The 20255-nt window shown below is 70.4% G+C and carries 21 protein-coding genes; 3 read left to right on the top strand and 18 right to left on the bottom strand.

Annotated features, from left to right (window positions below; genetic code table 11):
• The coding region (locus ACH495_RS27615) for an acyl-CoA dehydrogenase family protein (protein ID WP_396860623.1) at positions 1 to 270 on the top strand (270 nt) is incomplete at its 5' end.
• 14 nt (positions 271 to 284) lie between these two features.
• On the opposite strand, the gene ACH495_RS27610 is transcribed toward ACH495_RS27615, so the two are convergent.
• Positions 285 to 920, bottom strand: coding sequence for a TetR/AcrR family transcriptional regulator (locus ACH495_RS27610; protein ID WP_396860622.1), 636 nt, complete (start codon positions 918 to 920; stop codon positions 285 to 287).
• Between the two features lie 373 nt (positions 921 to 1293).
• Here ACH495_RS27610 and ACH495_RS27605 point away from each other — a divergent pair, with 373 nt between their 5' ends.
• On the top strand, positions 1294 to 2751 hold the full coding sequence (locus ACH495_RS27605) for an SDR family NAD(P)-dependent oxidoreductase (RefSeq protein WP_396860621.1): 1458 nt from the start codon (positions 1294 to 1296) through the stop codon (positions 2749 to 2751).
• A 293-nt stretch (positions 2752 to 3044) separates the two neighbouring features.
• Here ACH495_RS27605 and ACH495_RS27600 read toward each other — a convergent pair whose 3' ends face one another.
• The 16 genes from ACH495_RS27600 to ACH495_RS27525 all read right to left on the bottom strand — a co-directional run bounded on the left by ACH495_RS27600 (position 3045) and on the right by ACH495_RS27525 (position 18106).
• Positions 3045 to 3701, bottom strand: coding sequence for a lactate utilization protein C (locus ACH495_RS27600; protein WP_396860620.1), 657 nt, complete (start codon positions 3699 to 3701; stop codon positions 3045 to 3047).
• Positions 3698 to 5155, bottom strand: coding sequence for a lactate utilization protein B (locus ACH495_RS27595; RefSeq protein ID WP_396860619.1), 1458 nt, complete (start codon positions 5153 to 5155; stop codon positions 3698 to 3700). Before ACH495_RS27595 ends, ACH495_RS27600 begins: the two co-directional genes overlap by 4 nt.
• Positions 5152 to 5883 carry a (Fe-S)-binding protein gene (locus tag ACH495_RS27590; RefSeq protein ID WP_396860618.1) on the bottom strand — a complete coding sequence of 244 codons (732 nt, stop codon included), beginning with the start codon at positions 5881 to 5883 and terminating at the stop codon, positions 5152 to 5154. Before ACH495_RS27590 ends, ACH495_RS27595 begins: the two co-directional genes overlap by 4 nt.
• Position 5884: 1 nt before the next feature.
• A complete protein-coding gene (locus ACH495_RS27585; protein ID WP_396860617.1) occupies positions 5885 to 6277 on the bottom strand; it encodes a RidA family protein in 393 nt (130 codons plus the stop codon).
• Between the two features lie 23 nt (positions 6278 to 6300).
• Entirely contained in the window at positions 6301 to 7131 is an 831-nt protein-coding gene (locus tag ACH495_RS27580) for an IclR family transcriptional regulator (protein ID WP_396860616.1), read from the bottom strand.
• Positions 7128 to 7970 (bottom strand): hypothetical protein, encoded by an 843-nt coding sequence (locus ACH495_RS27575; protein ID WP_396860615.1) that lies wholly within the window; start codon positions 7968 to 7970, stop codon positions 7128 to 7130. The genes ACH495_RS27580 and ACH495_RS27575 overlap by 4 nt, the downstream gene beginning before the upstream one ends.
• Positions 7967 to 8824, bottom strand: a complete 858-nt coding sequence (locus ACH495_RS27570) for a fumarylacetoacetate hydrolase family protein (RefSeq protein WP_396860614.1) — start codon at positions 8822 to 8824, stop codon at positions 7967 to 7969. Before ACH495_RS27570 ends, ACH495_RS27575 begins: the two co-directional genes overlap by 4 nt.
• Positions 8821 to 10026 carry an aminotransferase class V-fold PLP-dependent enzyme gene (locus ACH495_RS27565; protein ID WP_396860613.1) on the bottom strand — a complete coding sequence of 402 codons (1206 nt, stop codon included), beginning with the start codon at positions 10024 to 10026 and terminating at the stop codon, positions 8821 to 8823. The genes ACH495_RS27570 and ACH495_RS27565 overlap by 4 nt, the downstream gene beginning before the upstream one ends.
• A complete protein-coding gene (locus tag ACH495_RS27560; RefSeq protein WP_396860612.1) occupies positions 10023 to 11258 on the bottom strand; it encodes an amidohydrolase family protein in 1236 nt (411 codons plus the stop codon). Before ACH495_RS27560 ends, ACH495_RS27565 begins: the two co-directional genes overlap by 4 nt.
• A complete protein-coding gene (locus ACH495_RS27555) occupies positions 11255 to 12217 on the bottom strand; it encodes a Gfo/Idh/MocA family protein (RefSeq protein WP_396860611.1) in 963 nt (320 codons plus the stop codon). The genes ACH495_RS27560 and ACH495_RS27555 overlap by 4 nt, the downstream gene beginning before the upstream one ends.
• 8 nt (positions 12218 to 12225) lie before the next feature.
• Entirely contained in the window at positions 12226 to 12987 is a 762-nt protein-coding gene (locus ACH495_RS27550) for an SDR family NAD(P)-dependent oxidoreductase (RefSeq protein WP_396860610.1), read from the bottom strand.
• A gap of 73 nt (positions 12988 to 13060) precedes the next feature.
• Positions 13061 to 14002 carry a phosphotriesterase gene (locus tag ACH495_RS27545; protein WP_396860609.1) on the bottom strand — a complete coding sequence of 314 codons (942 nt, stop codon included), beginning with the start codon at positions 14000 to 14002 and terminating at the stop codon, positions 13061 to 13063.
• A 32-nt stretch (positions 14003 to 14034) separates the two neighbouring features.
• On the bottom strand, positions 14035 to 14913 hold the full coding sequence (locus tag ACH495_RS27540) for a carbohydrate ABC transporter permease (protein WP_396860608.1): 879 nt from the start codon (positions 14911 to 14913) through the stop codon (positions 14035 to 14037).
• Entirely contained in the window at positions 14910 to 15878 is a 969-nt protein-coding gene (locus tag ACH495_RS27535; RefSeq protein ID WP_396860607.1) for a carbohydrate ABC transporter permease, read from the bottom strand. Before ACH495_RS27535 ends, ACH495_RS27540 begins: the two co-directional genes overlap by 4 nt.
• Position 15879: 1 nt before the next feature.
• Positions 15880 to 17184: an ABC transporter substrate-binding protein gene (locus ACH495_RS27530; RefSeq protein WP_396860606.1), complete on the bottom strand. Its 1305-nt coding sequence runs from the start codon at positions 17182 to 17184 to the stop codon at positions 15880 to 15882.
• Positions 17185 to 17857: 673 nt separating this feature from the next.
• The gene (locus ACH495_RS27525; protein WP_396860605.1) at positions 17858 to 18106 is read right to left on the bottom strand and encodes a hypothetical protein; all 249 of its coding nucleotides are present in this window, start codon (positions 18104 to 18106) and stop codon (positions 17858 to 17860) included.
• A 132-nt stretch (positions 18107 to 18238) separates the two neighbouring features.
• On the opposite strand from ACH495_RS27525, the gene ACH495_RS27520 reads away from it, so the two are divergent.
• Positions 18239 to 19093: an META domain-containing protein gene (locus tag ACH495_RS27520; protein ID WP_396860604.1), complete on the top strand. Its 855-nt coding sequence runs from the start codon at positions 18239 to 18241 to the stop codon at positions 19091 to 19093.
• A gap of 592 nt (positions 19094 to 19685) precedes the next feature.
• Here the strand turns inward: ACH495_RS27520 and ACH495_RS27515 are convergent.
• Entirely contained in the window at positions 19686 to 20102 is a 417-nt protein-coding gene (locus ACH495_RS27515; RefSeq protein WP_396860603.1) for an Imm1 family immunity protein, read from the bottom strand.
• Positions 20103 to 20255: the final 153 nt, after the last annotated feature.

Genomic DNA, 20255 nt, shown 5'->3' with positions numbered 1-20255 from the left:
GAGGCGGCCCGGCAGCTCACGTACGCCGCCGCCGGCAAGTCCGAGCGGGGCGACGCCGACCTGACCTACTTCGGCGCGGCCGCCAAGTGCTTCGCCTCGGACGCCGCGATGGAGATCACCACCGACGCGGTCCAGCTGCTCGGCGGCTACGGCTACACCCGCGACTACCCGCTCGAGCGGATGATGCGCGACGCCAAGATCACCCAGATCTACGAGGGCACCAACCAGGTGCAGCGCATCGTCATGGCCCGTCAGCTGCTCAAGGGCTGACCGGCGGGACCGGCTCAGGCACAGAGGCCGTCGAGCACCATCGCGCTGAACTGGCGGGCCACCTCGTCGACGCTGAGCGGACCGCCGACGTTGAGCCACTGGTACGCCCAGGCGCACATGCCGACCAGGCCGAACGTGGCGATGCGTGCGTCCACGTCCGCGCGGAACGCCCCCCGGGCGACGCCGTCGGCGATCATCCCGGCGAAGGCCGCCTCCACCAGGCCACGCTTGTGGGTCACCTCGGCGAACATGTCGCCGGTGAGATAGCGCCGCTCCTGGTAGAAGATTGTCACGTGCGCCCGGTACTCGGCCACGCTGGTGAGGCTGAACCGGATCAGCTCGCGTACCCGGTCCCTCGGGTCGTCGCTGTCCACCTCGATCCGCTGGATCGCGGCCAGTTGGGCCTCCAGGTACTCCTCCTGAATGTGCCGGAGCAGGTCGTCCTTGCTGGCGAAATGGTGATAGAACGCGCCTTTTGTGAGCTTGGCCTGGTCGGCAATCTCCTGCACCGAGGTGCGATCGAACCCCCGCTGCTCGATCAGCGTCAGCGCACTCGTGATCAACGACTTGCGGGTGTTCTCCGGGTCGTAGCCGTCCGGCCAGCGTTGCCGGCGCCGGGTCGGCTCCGTCCGCGATGTCGTACGCGCCATTGGTGGCCCCCTATCCCCTGTGCAGCCACACAATGCTACCGTCCGGTCGGAAGGAAGAAAGGGCAGCCACGCCGGTCGATCCGGGGCGGCCCCGCCCGCCTTCGGGTGGCGACGCCGCGGTGACGTGTGAGCCTGTTGATGCCGTAGCCGGTAGAGGTCCTTGTCGAACGCGGGTGGGCGTCCACCCTTGGAGCCCCTGGCTTTGCGGTGGGCGTCCTGGTCGCTCGGGCAACTCCCGACGTTGGCCTCCACGATCTTCGGGCTGTTGAACAGACGCGGATGCGTCTGAGGCCGTGCGGTGCGTACAGTTCCGGGTCGGACTTGGGGTGGGCCGGGTAGATCCGGCGCAGGGAACGGGACGAGACAGCGACGCATGACGGCGGACAACATTACCGAAACCGGTCAACACGGCATTGACCGCGGACAGCTGGAGACCTGCCTCAGCGTCTTCGAGGCGTTGGAGGACCTGCCTCCCGATCACCCCGACGTGGTGCGGGTGCAACGGGCCACCGCGAAGCTCTACAAGGTGATCAAGCAGCGGCGACGCGAGGAACGGCGGGATGCCATCGCGGCGGCCGACCGCGCGGTGACGGCGGCCACCGCCACCGGCGCCCCGGGCCGGATCGACGACGAGACCCGGGGCATCCCGCTCGCCTCCCCCACCGCCGGTGCCACGGCCGGCCTCCTGCACAATCCGCGCGGCTGCTACGTCTGCAAGCAGCGCTACCACGAGGTGGACGCCTTCTACCATCAGCTCTGCCCGCCCTGCGCCGCGCTCAACCGGGAGCGCCGCAACGCCCGCACCGACCTGACTGGCCGGCGCGCGCTGCTCACCGGCGGCCGAGCCAAGATCGGCATGTACATCGCGCTGCGGCTGCTGCGCGACGGCGCGCACACCACGGTAACCACGCGGTTCCCGCACGACGCGGTCCGCCGATTCGCCGCGATGCCGGACAGCGGGGACTGGCTGCACCGCCTGCGGATCGTCGGGATCGACCTGCGCGACCCCGCCCAAGTGATCGCCCTCGCTGACTCGGTCAGCGCCCAGGGACCACTCGACATCCTGATCAACAATGCGGCGCAGACCGTCCGCCGCACGCCCGGGGCATACGCGCAGCTCGTCGCCGCGGAGGCGGCGGCCCTGCCGGACGGCCCCTTGCCGGAGCTGATCACGTTCGCCAAACCTACCGGCCAGGGCGACCCTGCGGGCCGTATCGCCCCGCCGCAGTCGGCCGCGATTACCCCGCAAGCGCTCACCGCTCTGGCGCTGACCAGCGGCTCCGCCTCGCCGGCACGGATCGCGGCAGCCACCGCCATCGACGCCGGCGGTCTGGTGCCGGACCTCGACCCGGTCAACAGCTGGGTGCAGCGGGTGCACGAGGTGGACCCGGTCGAGCTGCTCGAAGTGCAGCTGTGCAACGTGACCGCCCCGTTCGTGCTGGTCAGCCGACTTCGACCGGCGATGGCCGCAGCAACCGCCCGCCGGAAGTACGTGGTGAACGTGTCGGCGATGGAGGGCCAGTTCGCCCGCGGCTACAAGGGGCCGGGGCACCCGCACACCAACATGGCCAAGGCCGCGCTGAACATGCTCACCCGAACCAGCGCCCAGGAGATGCTGGCCGACGGCATCCTCATGACCAGCGTCGACACCGGCTGGATCACCGACGAGCGGCCCCACCCGACGAAGATGCGGCTGGCGGACGCCGGCTTCCACGCCCCGCTGGACCTGGTCGACGGCGCGGCCCGGGTCTACGACCCGATCGTCCGCGGCGAACAGGGCGAAGACCTGTACGGCTGCTTCCTCAAGGACTACGCGCCCTGCGCCTGGTGATCAACGCGCTGCCGGGGAAGGCAACCACGGCGTGGACTCGGATCGGCTCAACGGCGAGACCGGCCGACTGGCCGACAGTTGAAGCGTTCGACAAAGACAGCAGCGTCAGGAACTTGCTCGTTCAGGCCGCGCGACGGCGAGGTGATCGCTGGCGAGACCGGCTTCCCGAAGAAGGGCATCAAGTCCGCACGTACGGTCATCGCGCGGCAGCCACAACGACGTCAAAGCTACTAGCGGACCTTGTTGCCACCGCGCGTGCGTAGGCCGGCGATGTCCACGTCAGTCTTCGGTCTTTAAAGGGCCGCGTTGATGCCCACGGCCGGATCATCCTGATCGTCGACAACGACCACGTCCAAGCGGCGCGGTCCGTGCACCCCCTCGACCCGGATCAGCTCGATGTCGCTGGTGGCCGAGGGGCCGGAGATGAACGTCAGCGGCCGGGTGGGATCGGTCAACCGGGCCAACGCCCCGGGCAACCCTGCCTCCACCTGGGTGGCCCGGACGACGCAGATGTGATGATCCGGCACCAGGGTGAGCAGGCGGCGGCCCTGGTCCGGGCCACCGTCGAGGATCAGCGTGCCGGTCACCGCCACGCCGACCGCGCAGCCGGTGAGCACGGACAGTCGCCCGGCGGCCAGGTCGTCCACGGTCAGCGGATCGGGCGTACCGTCGCGTCGGACCGGCCCTGGGTGACCGGCCAGCCAACTCGCCGGGATACCCGGTGGCACCGCGAGCACACCGTCCGCGGGCAACAGCCCGGCCAGCACCACCGGGAGCCGGTCGACGCGGATCCGGTAGACCCCGGCCCGGTAGTCGGCCAGCCGAGCAGCGAACACCCCGATCGGGTCGGCCACCACCGGCGTGCGGTCGTAGTCGCGGGGGACGACGGCGGGTGCCGCGACCCGGGCGGCGGCGCGCACTCGGGCCAGGATGTCGGCGCGGGCGGTCACCTGGACGCCTCCGGGTCGCGGCCGGCCCACCACTCGCGAAAGGTCTGCGCGGCCGGCAGCGGGGCGTTCCGGTGGGTCGTCCAGGCGGACAGCGGCCAGGGCAGCCGCCGTACGCTGCCCGGCGCGCGTGCCGTCCACCGCAGTGGCGCCGCACCCCGTCGGGCGGCACGCAACGCCGCCCGGTACCGCCGCCGGTCCCGCATCACCCATGACATCGCCTGCATCGCGGCGCGTTCCGGGGACGGTCGGGCCCGGCGCGCGTCGACGCTCTTCTGCCGCAGGTGGACCAGCACCTCCGGGATGTTGATCCCGACCGGGCACACGTCGTAACAGGCACCACAGAGCGTCGAGGCGTACGGCAGGGTCCGGTTGGCGCCGGCGTCGAAGCCGGTGAGCTGTGGCGACAGGACCGCCCCGATCGGACCGGGATACGTGGAGCCGTAGGCGTGCCCGCCGACCTGCTCGTACACCGGACAGACGTTGAGACAGGCGGAGCAGCGGATGCAGCGCAACGCCTGGCGGCCCACCCCGTCGGTGAGGGTGTCGGCACGCCCGTTGTCCAACAGCACGACGTGCACCGACCGGGGGCCGTCGTCGGGCCGGACTCCGGTCCACACCGACGTGTAGGGGTTCATCCGCTCCCCGGTGGCCGAAGCCGGCAGGAGTTGGAGGAAGACCTCCAGGTCGGTGAAGGTGGGCACCAGCTTCTCCAGCCCGACGACGCAGATCAGCGTCTCGGGAAGGGTCAGGCACATCCGCCCGTTGCCCTCGGACTCCACCACCACCAGCGAGCCGGTCTCCGCGACGGCGAAGTTCGCCCCGCAGACGGCCACCCGGGCAGCGAGGAACCGCTGCCGCAGCCTGCGGCGGGCCGCCTCGGCCAGGACCGTCGGATCGTCGGTCAGCCGCGCCGCCTCGGCCGCCGGCAGCCCGGCGGCGAGGATGTCGCGGATCTGTCGACGGTTGTAGTGGATCGCCGGTACCAGGATGTGCGACGGGGTGTCGTCAGCGAGCTGAACGATCAACTCGGCCAGGTCCGTCTCGACAGCGGTTATCCCGGCGGCGGCGAGCGCCTCGTTCAACCCGATCTCCTGGGTGGCCATCGACTTGACCTTCACCACCTCGTCGGAGCCGGTGGCCTGCACGAGTGCGGTGACCACCGCGCACGCCTCCGCCGCATCCCGGGCCCAGTGCACCTGCGCTCCGGCGGCGCCCGCCGCCGCCTCGAACTGTTCGAGCAGCTCCGGCAACCGGTTGAGCACATCGTCCTTGATCGCGGTCCCGGCCGCCCGCAGCGCTTCCCAGTCCGGCACCTGCGCGACCGTCCGGGCCCGCCGGTCCCGGATGGTGCGGGTCGCCCGGCGCAGGTTGGCCCGCAACTGTCCGTCGGCGAGCTGCTGGCGGGCCGCGGTGGGGAACGGCAGGGCGGCGGTGATCCGTCCGGTCCCGGTCACCGGGTCCGCTCCGGACCGGCCAGGATCTCGGCGTAGTGGATGGGACGGGGTGCTCCGGGGCGTCGGGCCAGTCCGCCGCCGAGGTGCGCGAGGCAGGAGTTGTCCGCCGCCGCGAGATACTCCGCGCCACTGGCGACGGCGTCGGCGCACTTGTCGGCCAGCATCGCCCCGGAGACGGCGTCGTTCTTCAGCGCGAACGTGCCGCCGAACCCGCAGCACTGGTCCGGTTCGGTCAGTTCGACCAGGTCCAGGCCCCGGACGGCGGCGAGCAGCCGCCGGGGCCGGTCGGCCAGTCGCAGCATCCGCAGCCCGTGGCAGGTCGGGTGGTAGGCCACCCGGTGCGGAAAGGTCGCGCCGACGTCCGTGACATCCAGCACGTCGATCAGCAGTTCGGACAGCTCCAGGGTCCGCGGGGCGAGGGCGGTCACCGCGGCGCTGAGGGCCGCGTCACCGGCGGCCAGCCGGGGGTACGCGTCGCGGACCATCGCCACGCACGAACCGGAGGGCGCCACCACCACGTCGTAGCGGTCGAACGCGGCGACGAAGCCCCGCAGCAGCGGCATCGCCTCCGCCCGGTAGCCGGTGTTGGCGGCCAACTGGCCGCAGCAGGTCTGGTCCTGTGGGAAGTCCACCCGGTGCCCGAGGCGTTCGAGCAGCCGCACCACCGCCCGACCGGTGCCCGGGAAGACGAGGTCGTTGACGCAGGTGACGAAGAGCGCGATCCGCATCTCACCGCGCGCCCGGGACAGCGTCGACCGTCGCCACGCAGTCGATCTCGACAAGGATGCCGGCCAGCGTTGACCCGACGGTGGTGCGGACCGGGTACGGCTCGGCCATCATCCGCCGGTACGCCCGGTCGAACCCGGCGAAGTCGGCCAGGTCGGCCAGGTGCACGGTGACCTTGACGACCCGGGCCAGGGAACTTCCCCCGGCCCGCAGCACCGCGTCCAGGTTACGCAACACCTGGGTGGTCTGCGTCTCGATGTCGTCGCCGACGAGCGTGCCGGTGGTGGGATCGGCCGGGCCCATCCCGGCGGTGTAGATCATCCCGTGGACCACCAGCGCCTGGGAGTACGCGCCGGCCGGTGCCGGCGCCTGATCGGTCTGTACCTGTCGCACCATCATGGTCTCCTGTCGATGTCGGGTCAGGACGGAATGCCGGCGTACCGGTCGGCGCCGGTCCAGCCGAGTTCGCGCGACAGCCCCTCGGCGTGCCGGCTGAGCGTGTTCACCAGCCGGTCACGGTGCTCCCGCCCCCCGGTGAGCCGGGCGCGGGGCACCGAGCAGCTCATCGCGGCCACGATCCGACCGCTGGCGTCGCGCACCGGCACGGCGACGCAGAACACGCCGGGGGTGTATTCGCCGTCGTCCTCGCCGAAGCCCCGCTCCCGGATCTCCCCGATCCGCTCTTCGAGCAGCTCCAGCGAAGTGATGGTGTGCTCGGTGAAGCGGCGCATGGTCACGCCCCGCAGGCGGGCGTGTAGGTCGGCCGGTTCGAGACCGGCCAGCAGCACCTTGCCCAGGCCGGTGGCGTACGCGGGCAGCCGCATGCCGACCCGGGAGACGAGCCGGAGCGGGTGGTCGGCCTCGACCTTGGCGATGTAGACGTTGTCGATCCCGTCGAGGACGGCCAGTTGGACGGTTTCGTCCAGTTCGTCGCGGGCGGCCGTGAGGTGCCGGTCGGCGTGGTGGGCGAGATTGTCCAGGTAGCCGAAGCTCTGCGCGGTCTCCCAGACCCGCATGCCGATCCGGTAGCGCCGACTCTCCTCGTCCAGATAGAGCCAGCCTCGGTTGACCAGGGTGGTCAGCAGGCCGTGCAGGCTGCTCTTGGGCAAGGACAGGTCCTGGCTGATCTGCGGGAAGGTCGCCCCGGTGCGGCGGGTGGCGAGGTATTCCATCAGGTCCAGCGCCCGTTCGGCCGACTTGACGCCGGCGGCCGAAGGGCTGTCCGGTCTGCTGTTGCGGGCGGAGGTCATGGTCGGAGGACTCCTTGCTGCCGAGGGGCGGCCGGGGGTGGCGCTGCCGAACCGGACCGGAAGCGTTGCGCGTTGCCGGGGTCGTGCAGCGCCACCACCTCATCACAGCTACGTCGATACTCCTTGATGACCCGGCGGCATGTCGCGGCGTCCTCGGCGATCCCGATCGGCAGTTCCTCGGCGACGTTGCGGGCGAAGAACGCGGTCTCCAGCAGCCCGACGACGCCGTGCGCGGTGCGGACCCGCACCCCGGCAGAACCGGGATGGTGACCGCCGGTGGTCTCGAACACCAGGCCGGGGGCGACCGTCACCGGCCCGTCGGTCACCACCAGCCGTCCCGCCACGGCCAGGTCCCGCAGCGCCGACCAGGCGGGCGCGGTGAAGTAGAACGCGGTGGGCGGGTGCCCGGGCGGCGCGCACAGCATCTCCCGGACGCCGGCGTGCGGGACGTACACGGTGGCCCGGGGCAGCAGCGTCGCGTCCAACCCTCCGGTATGGTAGGTGATGGTCTGGGTCAGCAGTACGAAGTCGATGTCCTCGCCGCGTACCCCGAGGTCGTCGAGGACCTGCGGGAGCAGCCGTACGTCGTGGAACCGGCTGCGCGGGTCGACGCCCTGACAGGCGCGGTCCAGCGCGATGCGATCCTCGACGGCTGGGGGCAGTCCCAGGTCGATCAGTCCGGTGCGGACGCCGTCGCGGACCAGCCAGACATAGAAGTACAGGTCGTGGAAGCTGGTGTCGTTCTCCCCGAAGAATGCCTCCCAACCGGGGATCGGCAGCCGGGCCACCGGCACCGCCGTCAGGGCGAAGGGCGTCTCCGGGCCCGCCGTCGGGCTCATGCCGGCACCGCCGTGCAGGTACTGCGCTGCTGGCCGAGACCGTCGATCGCCGTCTCCACCACGTCTCCGGGGCGCAAATACGGGAACCGGCCGGAGAGCGCCACCCCCTGTGGGGTGCCGGTGTTCACCACGTCGCCCGGCTCGAGGACGAGGTACTGGCTGAGGTGATAGATGAGGAAGTGCACCCCGAAGATCATGTCGGCGGTGCTGGAGTCCTGGCGTGACTCGCCGTTGACCCAGCTCCGCAGTCGCAGCGCCTGCGGGTCGCCGATCTCGTCGGGCGTGACCAGCCACGGGCCCATCGGGTTGAACGTCTCGCAGCTCTTGCCCTTGGACCACTGTCCACCGGAGACGTCGAGCTGAAACGACCGTTCCGAGAGGTCGTTGGAGATCGCGTACCCGGCGATGAGGGCCGCCGCCTCGTCGGGCGAGTCGAGGTACCGGGCCGGCCGGGCCAGCACCACGGCAAGCTCGACCTCCCAGTCGGTGCGTTCCGAACCGCGTGGGATGAACACGGTGTCCTGCGGACCGACGACCGTGTTGGGGGACTTGTAGAACAACACGGGCTGCTGCGGTGCCGCCGCGCCGGACTCTGCGGCGTGCGCGGCGTAGTTCATCCCGATGCACAGCACCGCGCCGGGCCGGGCCACCGGCGCCCCGATCCGGGCCCCGGTGACGTCCACCGGAGGCAGGGTGCCGGCCTCGACCGCCTGGCGGGCCCGATCCAGCCCGTCGCCGGCCAGGAACGCCGCGTCGACGTCCCGGGTGATCGGGCGCAGGTCCCGGTGATCGTCGTCGGCGACGCGGATCACCGGCTGTTCGGCACCCGGCGCGCCGACCCGCATCAGCTTCATCGCCCCACCTCCGTGGTGTCCGCCGCACCGGTTCCGGCGCCGCCGTCGAGGAGTTCGGCCAGGCGCCGCGCGAGAGCGGCACCGTCGCCGGGGCGCAACCCCATCGGGTTGATGGTGATGACGTCCCGCCACGCCAGGTCCTCGCCCACGTGGATGCGCGGACTGCCCCGGTCCAGTTCCCGGACGATCTCGTCGGCCCGCCGGCCGGACGGCGAGAGGTCGATCTCGATGACCGGTACGTCCAGGTGATGCTCGTAGGCGTCCCGGACCACGCACCTGTCGTCCACGTCCAGCAGGGCGCGCAGGTCCGCGAGCTCCTGCCGGCCGTGCCGGTGGTGGGCGTCGGAGTCCCGGACGAAGGCGCGGACCGCCACCAGCAGGCCGACGATCTGCTCCCGGCCCACCTTCATGCCCCGGCCGATGCCGTGCCGGCCGCGTACCGGGTCGGCGCCGGTGACCTCGGAGCGTTGCCAGGTCCGGGGTCGGATGTCCATGTCCTGGTGGTGCGGGGCCACCGCCGCGATGAGGTCGGACCGTCCGCACAGGATGCCCGCGGTGTGCGGGCCCCGGAACGCCTTGCCACCGCTGATCGCCACCAGGTCGGCACCGCCGTCTAACAAGGCGGCGAGCCGGCTCAGCGGCGGGACGTCCATCGCGGCGTCGACCAGCACCGGCACCCCGGCGGCCCGCGCCAGCGCGGACACCTCGCCGATGTCCAGGTGGTCGCCACCGCGGCCCGGCCGCCACAGCACCATGGCCGCGCGGTCGTCGAGCTCCCGGGCCAGTTCGTCCGGGCGGGTGGAACCGGGGTAACCGATCTCCACCAGCTCCGCGCCGACCGAGGTCACCGCATGGTCGTACGGATCCCGGTGGGCGCGCTGGATGACGACCCGTCGACGCGCGCCGGTCACCGTCGGCAGGGCGTCCACGGCGGCGGGCCGCTCCCCGGCCAGGCAGACCGCCGTGGCCAGGCTCAGCGCGGCCGCCGCACCGCAGGTGACGTAGGCGGCGGGGGCGCCGATCAGCGCGGCGATCTGCGCCCCGGCCGCCTCCTGGAGTTCGTCGATCCGCACGCTGCGGTTCCCCGCCGCGCGCATCGCCTCGACGACCTCGTCGGACAGCGGGAGGCCGCCGAGCCTGGTGGCCGGGCCGACGGCGTTGATCAGCGTACGGATGCCCAGATCCGCGTAGATGTCAATCATCGCGTGGGGTGCCCTTCGGGGTGCGTGGTGGGGTCGTCGGGGAGTGCGCGGTGGACGATGCGACCCTGTTGGACGGTGAGAACGGCGGTGACGGTCGGCGCGGCGTCCGGATCGGCGGGTCGACCGGCGGCTGCCGGACTGTCGGGGCCGGTGACCCGCAGGACCGCGAGGTCGGCCGGGGCGCCGGGGCGCAGCATGCCCACCCCCAGCCGGTCCAGTCCGACCACCCGGGCGGGCACGATCGTGGTACGGCGGACCACCTCGGGGAGGCTGACGCCCAGGGCCAGGAACGTCGCCATGACGTGCGGTAGGTCCACGACGATGTTCCGGGAGTAGTGGTGCAGGTCGGAGCTGATCGTGTCGGGCAGGAAACCGGCGTTGACGGCCGCGCGGGCCTGGTCGAGGTCGAAGCCGGACATGCCGTGCCCCACGTCGAAGACGACACCACGTTGCTGGGCGTCGGCGACCAGGTCCACCGCCCGACCCTGCTCGGTCAGTGGATACCCGGACAGGGCGGTGAAGCAGTGGGTGAGGATGTCACCCGGACCGAGCCGGTCCAGGATCTGCGGCAGGGACGGCGGCTGCGGGCCCAGGTGGACCATAAGCGGCAGCCCGGTCTCATCGGCGACCTGCCGGGCCCGGTCGAGGGCCACCGCGCCGTTACCGGCCGCCACGTTGTGCGAGGCGCGGATCTTCACCCCGACGATGTGGTCCGGGTACGCCTCGACAGCCTCCCGGCAGACCCGCGCGTCGACGTAGTCGAGGTTGGTCAGCTCGCCGGAAAGCAGAATGCTGGTGGTGCCGATGCTGGCGATGTTGACGAAGGCCCGAACCCGGGGGCCGACGACGTCGACGGTGCTGCGCAGGAACGCACCGAACAGGTGCCCGCCCGCGCTGCCGGTGTCGATCATGGTGGTCACTCCCGACGGCGGGCCGACCGCGTCCGGGTCGACGCCGAGGTCCTGACCGACGAAGATGTGCGTGTGCAGGTCGACGAGACCGGGGGTGACGACCAGTCCCGACACGTCGATGTCCGGATGGTGGGTCGCCCGCTCGGTGCCGTCCGCACCGATGGTGGGGGCGTTCCGGGGTCCGCCGCTGTGCGCGGGGCCGGTGGCGCGGTCGACGACCGCCGCGATCCGGCCGTCCCGGACCACTACGTCGGCGGGTCCGAGCGTGCCGGCCTGCGGGTCGCAGACCAGCCCGCCCCGGAGGGTGAACCCGGCGGTCACAGCGGCACCGCCCGCCCGGTCCGGGCCGATTCCTCGGCGGCGGCGGCGCACCGGACGGCGTAGTGACCGTCCTCGGCGGTCGGCACCGGCCCGCCGGATCCGGCGCAGGTGTCGACGAACGCCGCCATCTGCCGTCTCAGCCAGTCGTCGTCGGCGTACGACTCGACACTGTCCGCCAATACTGTCCGGATGACCAGCGTGCGGGTCTGGTCCAGGTGCAGCTGCCCGGCACTGCCCTGAACCAGGCACAGTGTGCGGGACTCCGCCCGGTGGGTCCGGCCGAAGGAGAGCCCGATCCCGGCGACCGCCCCGGAGGCGAAGACACCGGTGAGCGTCGCTGCCGTCGGCACCCCACCCGCGGTGCCGACCGTTCGGCAGGTGACCTCGGTCAGCGGGCTGCCCACCAGCCAGGTGAGGCGGTCGAAGCAGTGGTGGGCCTGCAACTGGACGATGCCCCCGCCCTCGTCGGGGGCCCAGTACCACGGCGGCGTGTGCGGGTCGGCCTCGGCTATCACGTCGGAGACGTACTCCGGCGTGCCGATCAGGCCGTCGGCCACCGCCTGCCGGGCCCGCATCCACTCGGCCCGGAAGCGGTAACTGAAGCCGACCATCAGCGCGACGCCGGAACGGTCCCGGGCCGCGACGATCTGCTCGGCCTCGGCAACCGTCGTGCACAGTGGCTTGTCGATCAGGACGTGCACGCCGTGTTCCGCCGCCGCCACACAGGCCGCCGCGTGCCGCCGGTGCGGCAGGCCGACGTAGACCGCATCGACCAGTCCGGACCGCAGCAGTTCGGCGTAGTCGCCGACCGCGGTGGCCCCGCATCCGGCGGCCACCCGGGCGGCCTGCTCGGGCCGCTGATCGGCGACGGCCGTCACCGCCACCCCGGGCAGGCGTCGCACCGTGTCGGCGACCCGGACCCCCATGATACCGGCACCGATGATCCCGAGCCTGAGCATCTCTTCCCCTACATTCCCAGCAGTTCGCCGCCGTCGACGACGACATCGCCGAGGAGGATGTGTGCGCTGTCGGCGGAGAGCAGGAATCGCACGACGGCCGCGATGTCCGCGCCCCGGGCGACCCGGCCGTCCGGGATCCGCGGCCGGAACGCGATCAGGCTGCCCTCGGCCAGGTCGTCGACCGTGGCGTGGTCGCTGGCCAGTTGCCGCATCATCTCGGTGTCGGTGGCGCCGGGCGACACGGTGTTGACCCGGACGCCGTCACCGGCGACCTCCATAGCCAGCACCCGCAGCGCCTGCCGCAGGCCGGCTTTCGAGGCCGCGTACGCCGCCTGACGCAGGCGGGGCATCCGAGCGGCGATGGACGCGATCGCGACGATCGATCCGGTGCCCCGGGTGGCCATGTCGGCGGCGTAGCGGCGAGCGACGTCGAAGCAGCCGATGGTGTTGACCCGGATGATCCGTTCGAAGTCGGTGACGTCGACGTCGAGGGTGGGAGAACTGTCGAAGATGCCGGCGGCGATCGCGACCCGGTCCGCGCCGGCGGTCCGGTCGACCAGCTGGCGTACCGAGTCGGGGTTGGCCAGGTCGACGAAGTGGGCTACCGCGTCGACGCCCTGCCTCCGCAGCGATGCGGCGACCTGTTCGACAAGCGCCAGGTTGACGTCGGCGAGGATCAGCCGGTCCTTCGGGTAGTTGCGGGCGAGGTCCTCGCCGATAGCCTGTCCGATGCCCCGACCCGCGCCGACGACAACTGCGGTTGAGTTCATGTTCTCTCTCCACGTTCCTTCACGGTTTCGCGGGCGGTGCCGGTGCGGCGCACCGGTGGGGGTGCCGCCCCGGTCATGCCGGTGCGGCGTACGCGAACGCCCGCGCCGGGTTCGCGACCGTCATCCGGTGGATGTCCTCCTCGGACACCCCCCGTCGGCGCAGCAGGGGCAGGAAGTTCTCGATGACGTTGGCGTAGCCCACCCCGCCGTACGCGGCCAGCTGGCCCAGCTCGCAGATGTCGTTGGAGAGCATCACCTGCCCGGCCAGGCCCAGCGCGCAGAGTTCGGCGACGTTGTCGGCCCGGAACTCCAGCGGTGCGTACCCCTGCACGAACGCGAGGTTGTCGATGTTGAGCCAGGCACCCCGCTCGGCGATCGGCAGCCACCAGCGGACCCCGCGCCGGTCGCCGAGGTGCGACACGATCACGTGTGCCGGGTCGACCTGTTCCTCGGCGAGCAGGTCGAGTTGTTCCAGCGCCAACTCACCCCAGTGGGTGGTGTGGGTCATGATCGGACAGCCGGTCCGGCGGTGGGCCCGCCCGGCGGCCCGGAACACCCGTTCCACCGCCGGGCTGATGAACCCGCGCTCGGTGCCGATCTCGCCGATGAACCCGGGCCGGATGCCGCTGCCGTCCACCCCGTCGACGATCTCCGCGATCAGCCGCTGAGCCAGGGCCTCGGTGCTGTCGGTCCGGATGTAGTCCGGGTAGACGACCTCCCGGTACCAGCCGGCACCCATCACCACGTGCACGCCGGAGGCGACGCTGATCCGGTGCAGGGCCTGCGGGTCCCGTTTCAGGCCGATGTTCGTCGGATCGCAGATCGTTCCCCCGCCGGCTGCGGCGAACCGCCTGACCTCCTCGATCGCGATCTCCTCGTCGTCGAGGATCGCCTCGTACAGTTGCCGTAGTCCCCACCCGTCGCAGAGCAGGTGGTCGTGGGTGAGGGTATTGCCCATCTCGCCGGGGTCGATCGGTCCCCGTACGGTCATCACCCGCCCGGCCAACGTTCCCATCGGTAGCTTCCCCTCCACTGTGTGCGGCACTGTCACTTCACACTCCCCGCAGCCAGCCCGGTCACGATGTAGCGCTGGAAGGCCAACGCGATCAGCACCGGTGGAACGACGGTGAACATCGTCGCGGCGGCCAGCGTCGTCCAGGAGAACTGCTGGAGGTTCTGCAGACCGGCGACCACCGGCGGGACCGTGAGCCCGTTGGTCAACACCAGCGAGTAGAAGAACTCGCTCCATGATTCGAGGAACACCAGCAGCCCGGCGGCGATCAACCCGGGACGAGCGATCGGCACGACGATGACCAGCAGGCAGCGCAGCCGCGACGCTCCGTCGATCTTGGCTGCCTCCTCCAGCTCCTTCGGCACGCTGTCGAAGTAGGTCTTGAGCAGCCACACCGCCAGCGGCAACGTGAACGCGTTGTAACTGATCACCAGGGCCAGCGGGGTGTTCAGCAGGCCGACCTGCCGGAACACGATGAAGAACGGCAGCACGATGGCGATCGCCGGAACCACCCGGGAGGCCAGCAGCAGCAGATACGCCAGGGTGGAGCCGCGGAACTCGTACCGGGAGAACGCGTACCCGGCGGCACCACCGATGATCAGGTTGCTGGCCACGACCGCGATACCGACCAGCAGGCTCCGCCCGATCGCCGGCATCAGCCGGGCGACCGCGTCGGTGCTCGAGACGATCCCGCCGTCCTGTCCCGAGGAGAAGGGGGCGCTGTCGCCGGTGAAGATGGCGACGTAGTTGGCCAGGGTCGGCTCCTCCGGCAGCCAGTGGAACGGCACCGAACCGATCTCCGACGGGGTCATGAAGCTGCTCAACGCGGTGAAGTACAGCGGAAACAGGATCCAGACCAGGAACACCGCGAGCCCCGCGTACACCAGGGTGCGCCGCATGAGTGACGTCTTCATTCCACGCCCTCCGTGATCGCGGTCGACCGGTAGAGCAGCTTCACGAACACGACGCCCAGGACGAGGGCGATCACCCCGAGCACCACGGCGGTCGCCGATCCCAGGCCGGTGTTGGTGTAGACGAACAACTGCTGGTAGAGGTAGATCGACAGCACCGAGGTGGCGTCCCCGGGCCCGCCCTGGGTGAGCGCCCAGATGGTGTCGAACTGCATGAATCCGAAGATCGTGTTGATGATGACCACCACCACGATCACGGGCCGTAGCCACGGCAGGGTGAGGTGCCGGAAGCGCTGCCAGAGGTTGGCGCCGTCGACCAGCACCGCCTCGGGCAGTTCCCGGGGAATGGTCTGGAGCCCGGCCAGGATCAGCAGCCCGGTGAACGACGCCTGCCGCCACGCCCCGGCGAGGATCGTCACGACCAGCGCACCGGTGTTGTCGGAGAGCGGCGCCGCGTAGCTGTCGATCAGTCCGAGTTGGTAGAGCGCGCCGTTGAGGGCACCGACCTCACCGTCGACGAACCACTTCCAGATGATCCCGCACATCACCCACGGGCAGGCCCACGGGACGATGAGCAGACTCCGGGCCAGCCACTGACCGCGGAACGTCTCGTTGAGCAGCAGCGCGAAGGCCAGACCGAGCAGGGTGGACACGAGCAGGAAACCGACCGCGTAGAGCACGGTCGTGGTCAGCGACCCGCGGAACTGCTCGTCGGTGAAGAGGGTCCGGAAGTTCGCCAGCCCCGCCCAGCTCTCCTCCCCGGCGAGGTTGACCCGTTGCACGGAGTACAGGGTGGTCCGCAGGGCCGGCCAGGCCACCAGCCCCAGGACGAGCAGGAGTGCGGGCGTGGCCAGCAGCAGTCCGAACCGGGCGTCGGCCCGGCCCTGGACCGACCGGCGCCGGCGGGTCACCGGCCGGTCGGTCCGGGGTGGCACGGGCGGGGTCCGCTCGATGGTCGGTGCCGACACGTCACTGACCCGCGGCGGCAAGGCTCTTCGCATCCGACGCGAGAGAGGAGATGGTGTCCTTGACCCCGGCCTGGCCGAGCAGCATCGCCTGGATCCGGTCGCCGACCTTGACCTGGAACGAGGCGTACCACGGGGTGACCCGCGTCGGCACCACGTCACTCTGGTTGGCGAACGAGTCCTCCAGCTTGGCCATGTCGTAGTAGGACGGGAACGCCGCCAGGAAGTCCTTGTCCTTGAACAGGCCCGGGTACGGCCCGAGCAGGGCCGCCGCCTTCGCCCACGAGCTGAACGTCGAGTACGCCCCGGCCTCGTTCTTCCAGCCGTAGAACTTGAGCAGCTTCCAGGCGTCCTGGGCGCGCTGACCGCCGGCCTTCGCGCCGAGTTGGATCACCTCACCGATCTGGAGAGTCTTGCCGCTGGTGCCCGGGCTGCGGTACTGGATCGTGACGTTCTTCGACTCAGGCCCGGCGGCGGTCCGGACGATCTGCAGGAAGTAGTGGTGCAGTTCGAAGAAGGTGGAGTTGCCCTGCGCCATCGCGGTGACATGCGCCCCGGGGTCGGCGGTCAGGACCTCCTTCGAGGTCAGACCCTCTTGATACATCGACTTCCACCACTCCATGACCTCCAGCGTCCTGGGGTCGTCGGCGAACGCCGGCGCACCCTTGCCGTCGAAGGGGGTGATCCCGTCGGCCAGCAGGTAGACGAGGAGGTACTCCTCCAGGAACTGCTTCGTCCAGTACGCGGCGTACGGGCTGGGCACCCCGGCGGCCTTGAGCTTCTTGCACTGCTCGTACACCTCCTCCTTGGTGGCCGGAGGAGCGCTGATGCCGTTCTTGCGGAGTTGGCTCTGGTTGTACATCAACGAGTGCACGGCCGAGAAGTACGGGACGCTGATGATGCGACCGTCGGCCAGACGATGCCGGGCCGCCGACGCCGGGAACATGTCGTCGATGAGTTCCTCGACACCGGGCAACTTGTTCAGGGTGGCGGCCCAGCCCGCGTCGACGTACTTGGTCGAGGCGTAGGCGAAGTTGTAGAAGACGTCGATCGCCTGGCCGCCCTGGAGTCGGGTCTGCAGAGCCGGCCCGTAGCCGACGTTCGGGATGAGGGAAAGGTCCACCGCCACACCGGACTGGTCCTTGAACGCGCCGAGTAGCGTCCTGATCTGCTCGGGGTACGCCTCCCAGGCGGTCATCGACAGGGTGCCGGGAGTGTCGTTGGTCTTCGGTTGCGACGCGCCGCCACAGGCGGCGAGCAAGGGTACGGAGGGAACGGCGAGACCCGCTGCGAGCGCACCACGCAGCATGCCCCTACGGGAGAGCGACGCGGCGGTCAGGCCTACTCCCGGCCTCGGGTTCTGCTGAATCATGTGATCCTCCGATGCGACCGGGTCGGTTCATATACATGAACCTCAGTTCTTGGTTGAGCATTCGTACCAGGTCAGCACGGTGCCGACAAGACCCGAACGTGCATCCCCCGCAGAAGGACAACCTCGGAGCCATGCCCGCTTTTATGGGGTTATGCCGATTGCCGTCGGCCCGAATCGCGCCGGTCACGACCCGCTTCGAGCGATTGATGCCGCCACCAGCAGTCACGGTCTTCGCACCGGACGGAGGAGGGCGGGCACGAGCGGACCGGCACGCCGGGTTCATCCGTACGGACCTTGACAGTGGCCGAGCAAATTCCACCCGTTTCCGCCGGAGCCGGGCGGCGTATCGGTACGGCAAGACCCCGTCGCCCGTGCGGACTGGCCCGGCGGTACGCACCAGCTCGGCGCACGTGCACTACCGCACGACGCCGATCGCTCGCGATGACTGCCTCACCCTGCCCCGGCACGCCGGCAACGTGGCCTACCACCAAGGGCGGCTCTCGACGAGCCGGTCGGATCGGGCTCGTTACGAGATCAGCGGGCCTGCTGACGCACTGTGCGGCCCGGTTCGGCTGGCTCGGTTGCTGTGCGCTACGGCGTGGAACGCTGCTCAGCCCACCCCGAGCGTGGCAGCGAGCTTGGCGATCGTGGTCGGGGCGCGCGGGTCGCGGGCAACCTCGGCGAGGATGTCCCGGGCGCCAGGCCGGTGCGTGATATCGGCCGGTGCGGTGCGCTCGGCCTCGGTCGGCATGCGAGCCGCGTTGCCCACGTCCCCGGCATGCAGGTGGGCGCGGGCGACGTCGAGCAGGTGCGCGGCGTCGCCGTTGGCGTATCGGGCTTTCGCGAACTCCGGGCGCACCCGACGTCCCTCCCGGCCGTTAAACAGGAGCAGGCGATTCGGTAACTCGCTACACGAGACCCAGAGCCTGGCCAGAGCCCGACCGGAGGAGCCGAGGTGGTACGACAGGGTTACCTCGCGACGCTGGTCGTGATGGGTGTGCTGCTCGCCGGATGCAGCAGGCAGAGCCACCCGGAGCGCGCGGATCCGCAGCCGATCTCGGGAACTAGCGGGCCTGTGGCGCCGTTGACCCCGGCATCACTGATCGGTTCCTGGACGATCGCCGACGTTGCCGACCCCGGCGCGGGCACGATCCTGCGCCTCGCGGACCGTGATCTGGACCTGATCGGCAGCCGCTGCGGCACTCTGGGCGGATCCTGGCGGGCCAGCAGCGACGGCACCTTCCTCGCGGACATCTTCACGGCTACCACCACCGCGGTCGAAGGCATCCCCGGCTGCGCGAAGGCCAGTCAAGAAACCCCCGAATGGCTGCGCCGCGTCACCGCCTACCAGTTCGACGGCGCAGGACGACCCGTGCTCCTGGACGCACGAGCGCAACCGGTCGCCCGGCTGATCCCCGGGGCGACACCGACCCCCGAGCCCGACAAGGCCGACGACCTACTGGAACCGCCGGTGATCACCGACGAGGCCCGCCGGGCCCTGACACCAGCGGTCGCCCTACCGGCGAAGCTAGTTCCGGTGGACCGACACCGCCTGGCCGGCCGCTGGGTACCCCTGACGGGACACAAGGCCGCATACGTCAGGTTCACGGCCGATGGTGAATGGCGCGGATCCGACGGCTGCAACGACGAAAGCGGTCGGTGGATCACCGCTGCCAGCGGCACACTACTCACGACCGTAAGAGGAACCACCCTGGTGTTTTGCGCCGACAGTGTGTCGGTCGGAGGATGGCTCGTGACGGCCCGACGAGCAGGTTTCGACGGTCAGATCCTGGTGCTCCTCGACACCCAGGGCACGGAGACAGGACGGTTGCTTCCCGCGAACTAAACGCCGTCCCATCGACTGCGGCTGCCCACCATCGGCTGGCGGCTGCACCAGCGCGCCCCCAGCCCTGCGGGGTCCGCCGCGGTATCGCCGCCGACCCACGCTGGACAGCCGCCGCCCAACCGCGCGCCACTTCGCTCTCATCCCGGAACATCCGCGGACCGGTGAGCACTGGCCGGTGGCCACGCCGGTGAAGCCCGTCCCGCTGGCCTGGGACGCCTGGCGACACCTCGCACTTCACGGAGCCCCGAAGCCGATTGGGCGGTCAGTCCCGATTCCGCCGGAGCCCTGCCGGCCCTGCTCCCGGGTCACCGATTCGAGCCGGAAGGCCAGATCTTCCTCCGCGTTCTGGCCCGACTGCCCGAGGTCAGGCAGCCAGGATTGCGTGCCATCCACGACCGAGGCCGCCCCTACAGCTACTCCTTCTACCGACTCTGACCGCCTGCTCGTCGTGACACCGGGAGCTCGACGTCGTCCATCATCATCTTCGCACCGCTGGGGAATGGGCCCAATCAGCGCTACGACCGTCCCCGGGTCAGGTCGAGTTCCGAGGCGAAGAAAGCCGACGCGGCCTTCAAAATCTCGTTGGCCCGCTCTAGATGACCGTCCAGGCCACGAGGGGACTCAGCTCGCGCATCATGTAGTAGTGACGCACCGCTTCCCGCGCTCGCGGTACGTCGATCCACATCCGCCTTGGCAGCTCGCTGTACTGGCCGTTACCGGCAAACACCAGAAGCTCGTCGTCGTGCAGGGAGGTGGACGCTTCCCTCCCGCACCCGAGGCAGCACCATGGCTGCAGGCGGATCCACTCCACATAGGCAACATCAGCGCCAAGAACGATCACCATCACCGTGGCATCCACGTGCGTTAGCGAGACGTTGAACGGGATTCCAGCCTGCCGTGCCCTGGCCGTCAGCTCGTCCAAGACGCGGTCCAACTCCTCCACAGTCGGAACATCGCGGCGCTGCACATCGTCCGAGAATCCCTCAATCCACTCCAATGCCGCCACCACTCGCACAAGCTACCAAGACCGGGCCCCCTTCTCGGCAGGCCCGCATGCTGCCACCCCGCCGTCCGTGGCGGAGCTGGCATCCGAGGGGTAAGCCGTTGGACGAGCGCAGGTGCGATTGCTCCCGAGTCTGGCGGACACCCTCATGACCGTGCG

Source organism: Micromonospora sp. NPDC018662 (assembly GCF_044391475.1).
Lineage (GTDB): Bacteria > Actinomycetota > Actinomycetes > Mycobacteriales > Micromonosporaceae > Micromonospora.
The sequence above is the reverse complement of the archived record's forward strand: the minus strand, read 5'-3'. Positions and strand labels throughout refer to the sequence as shown.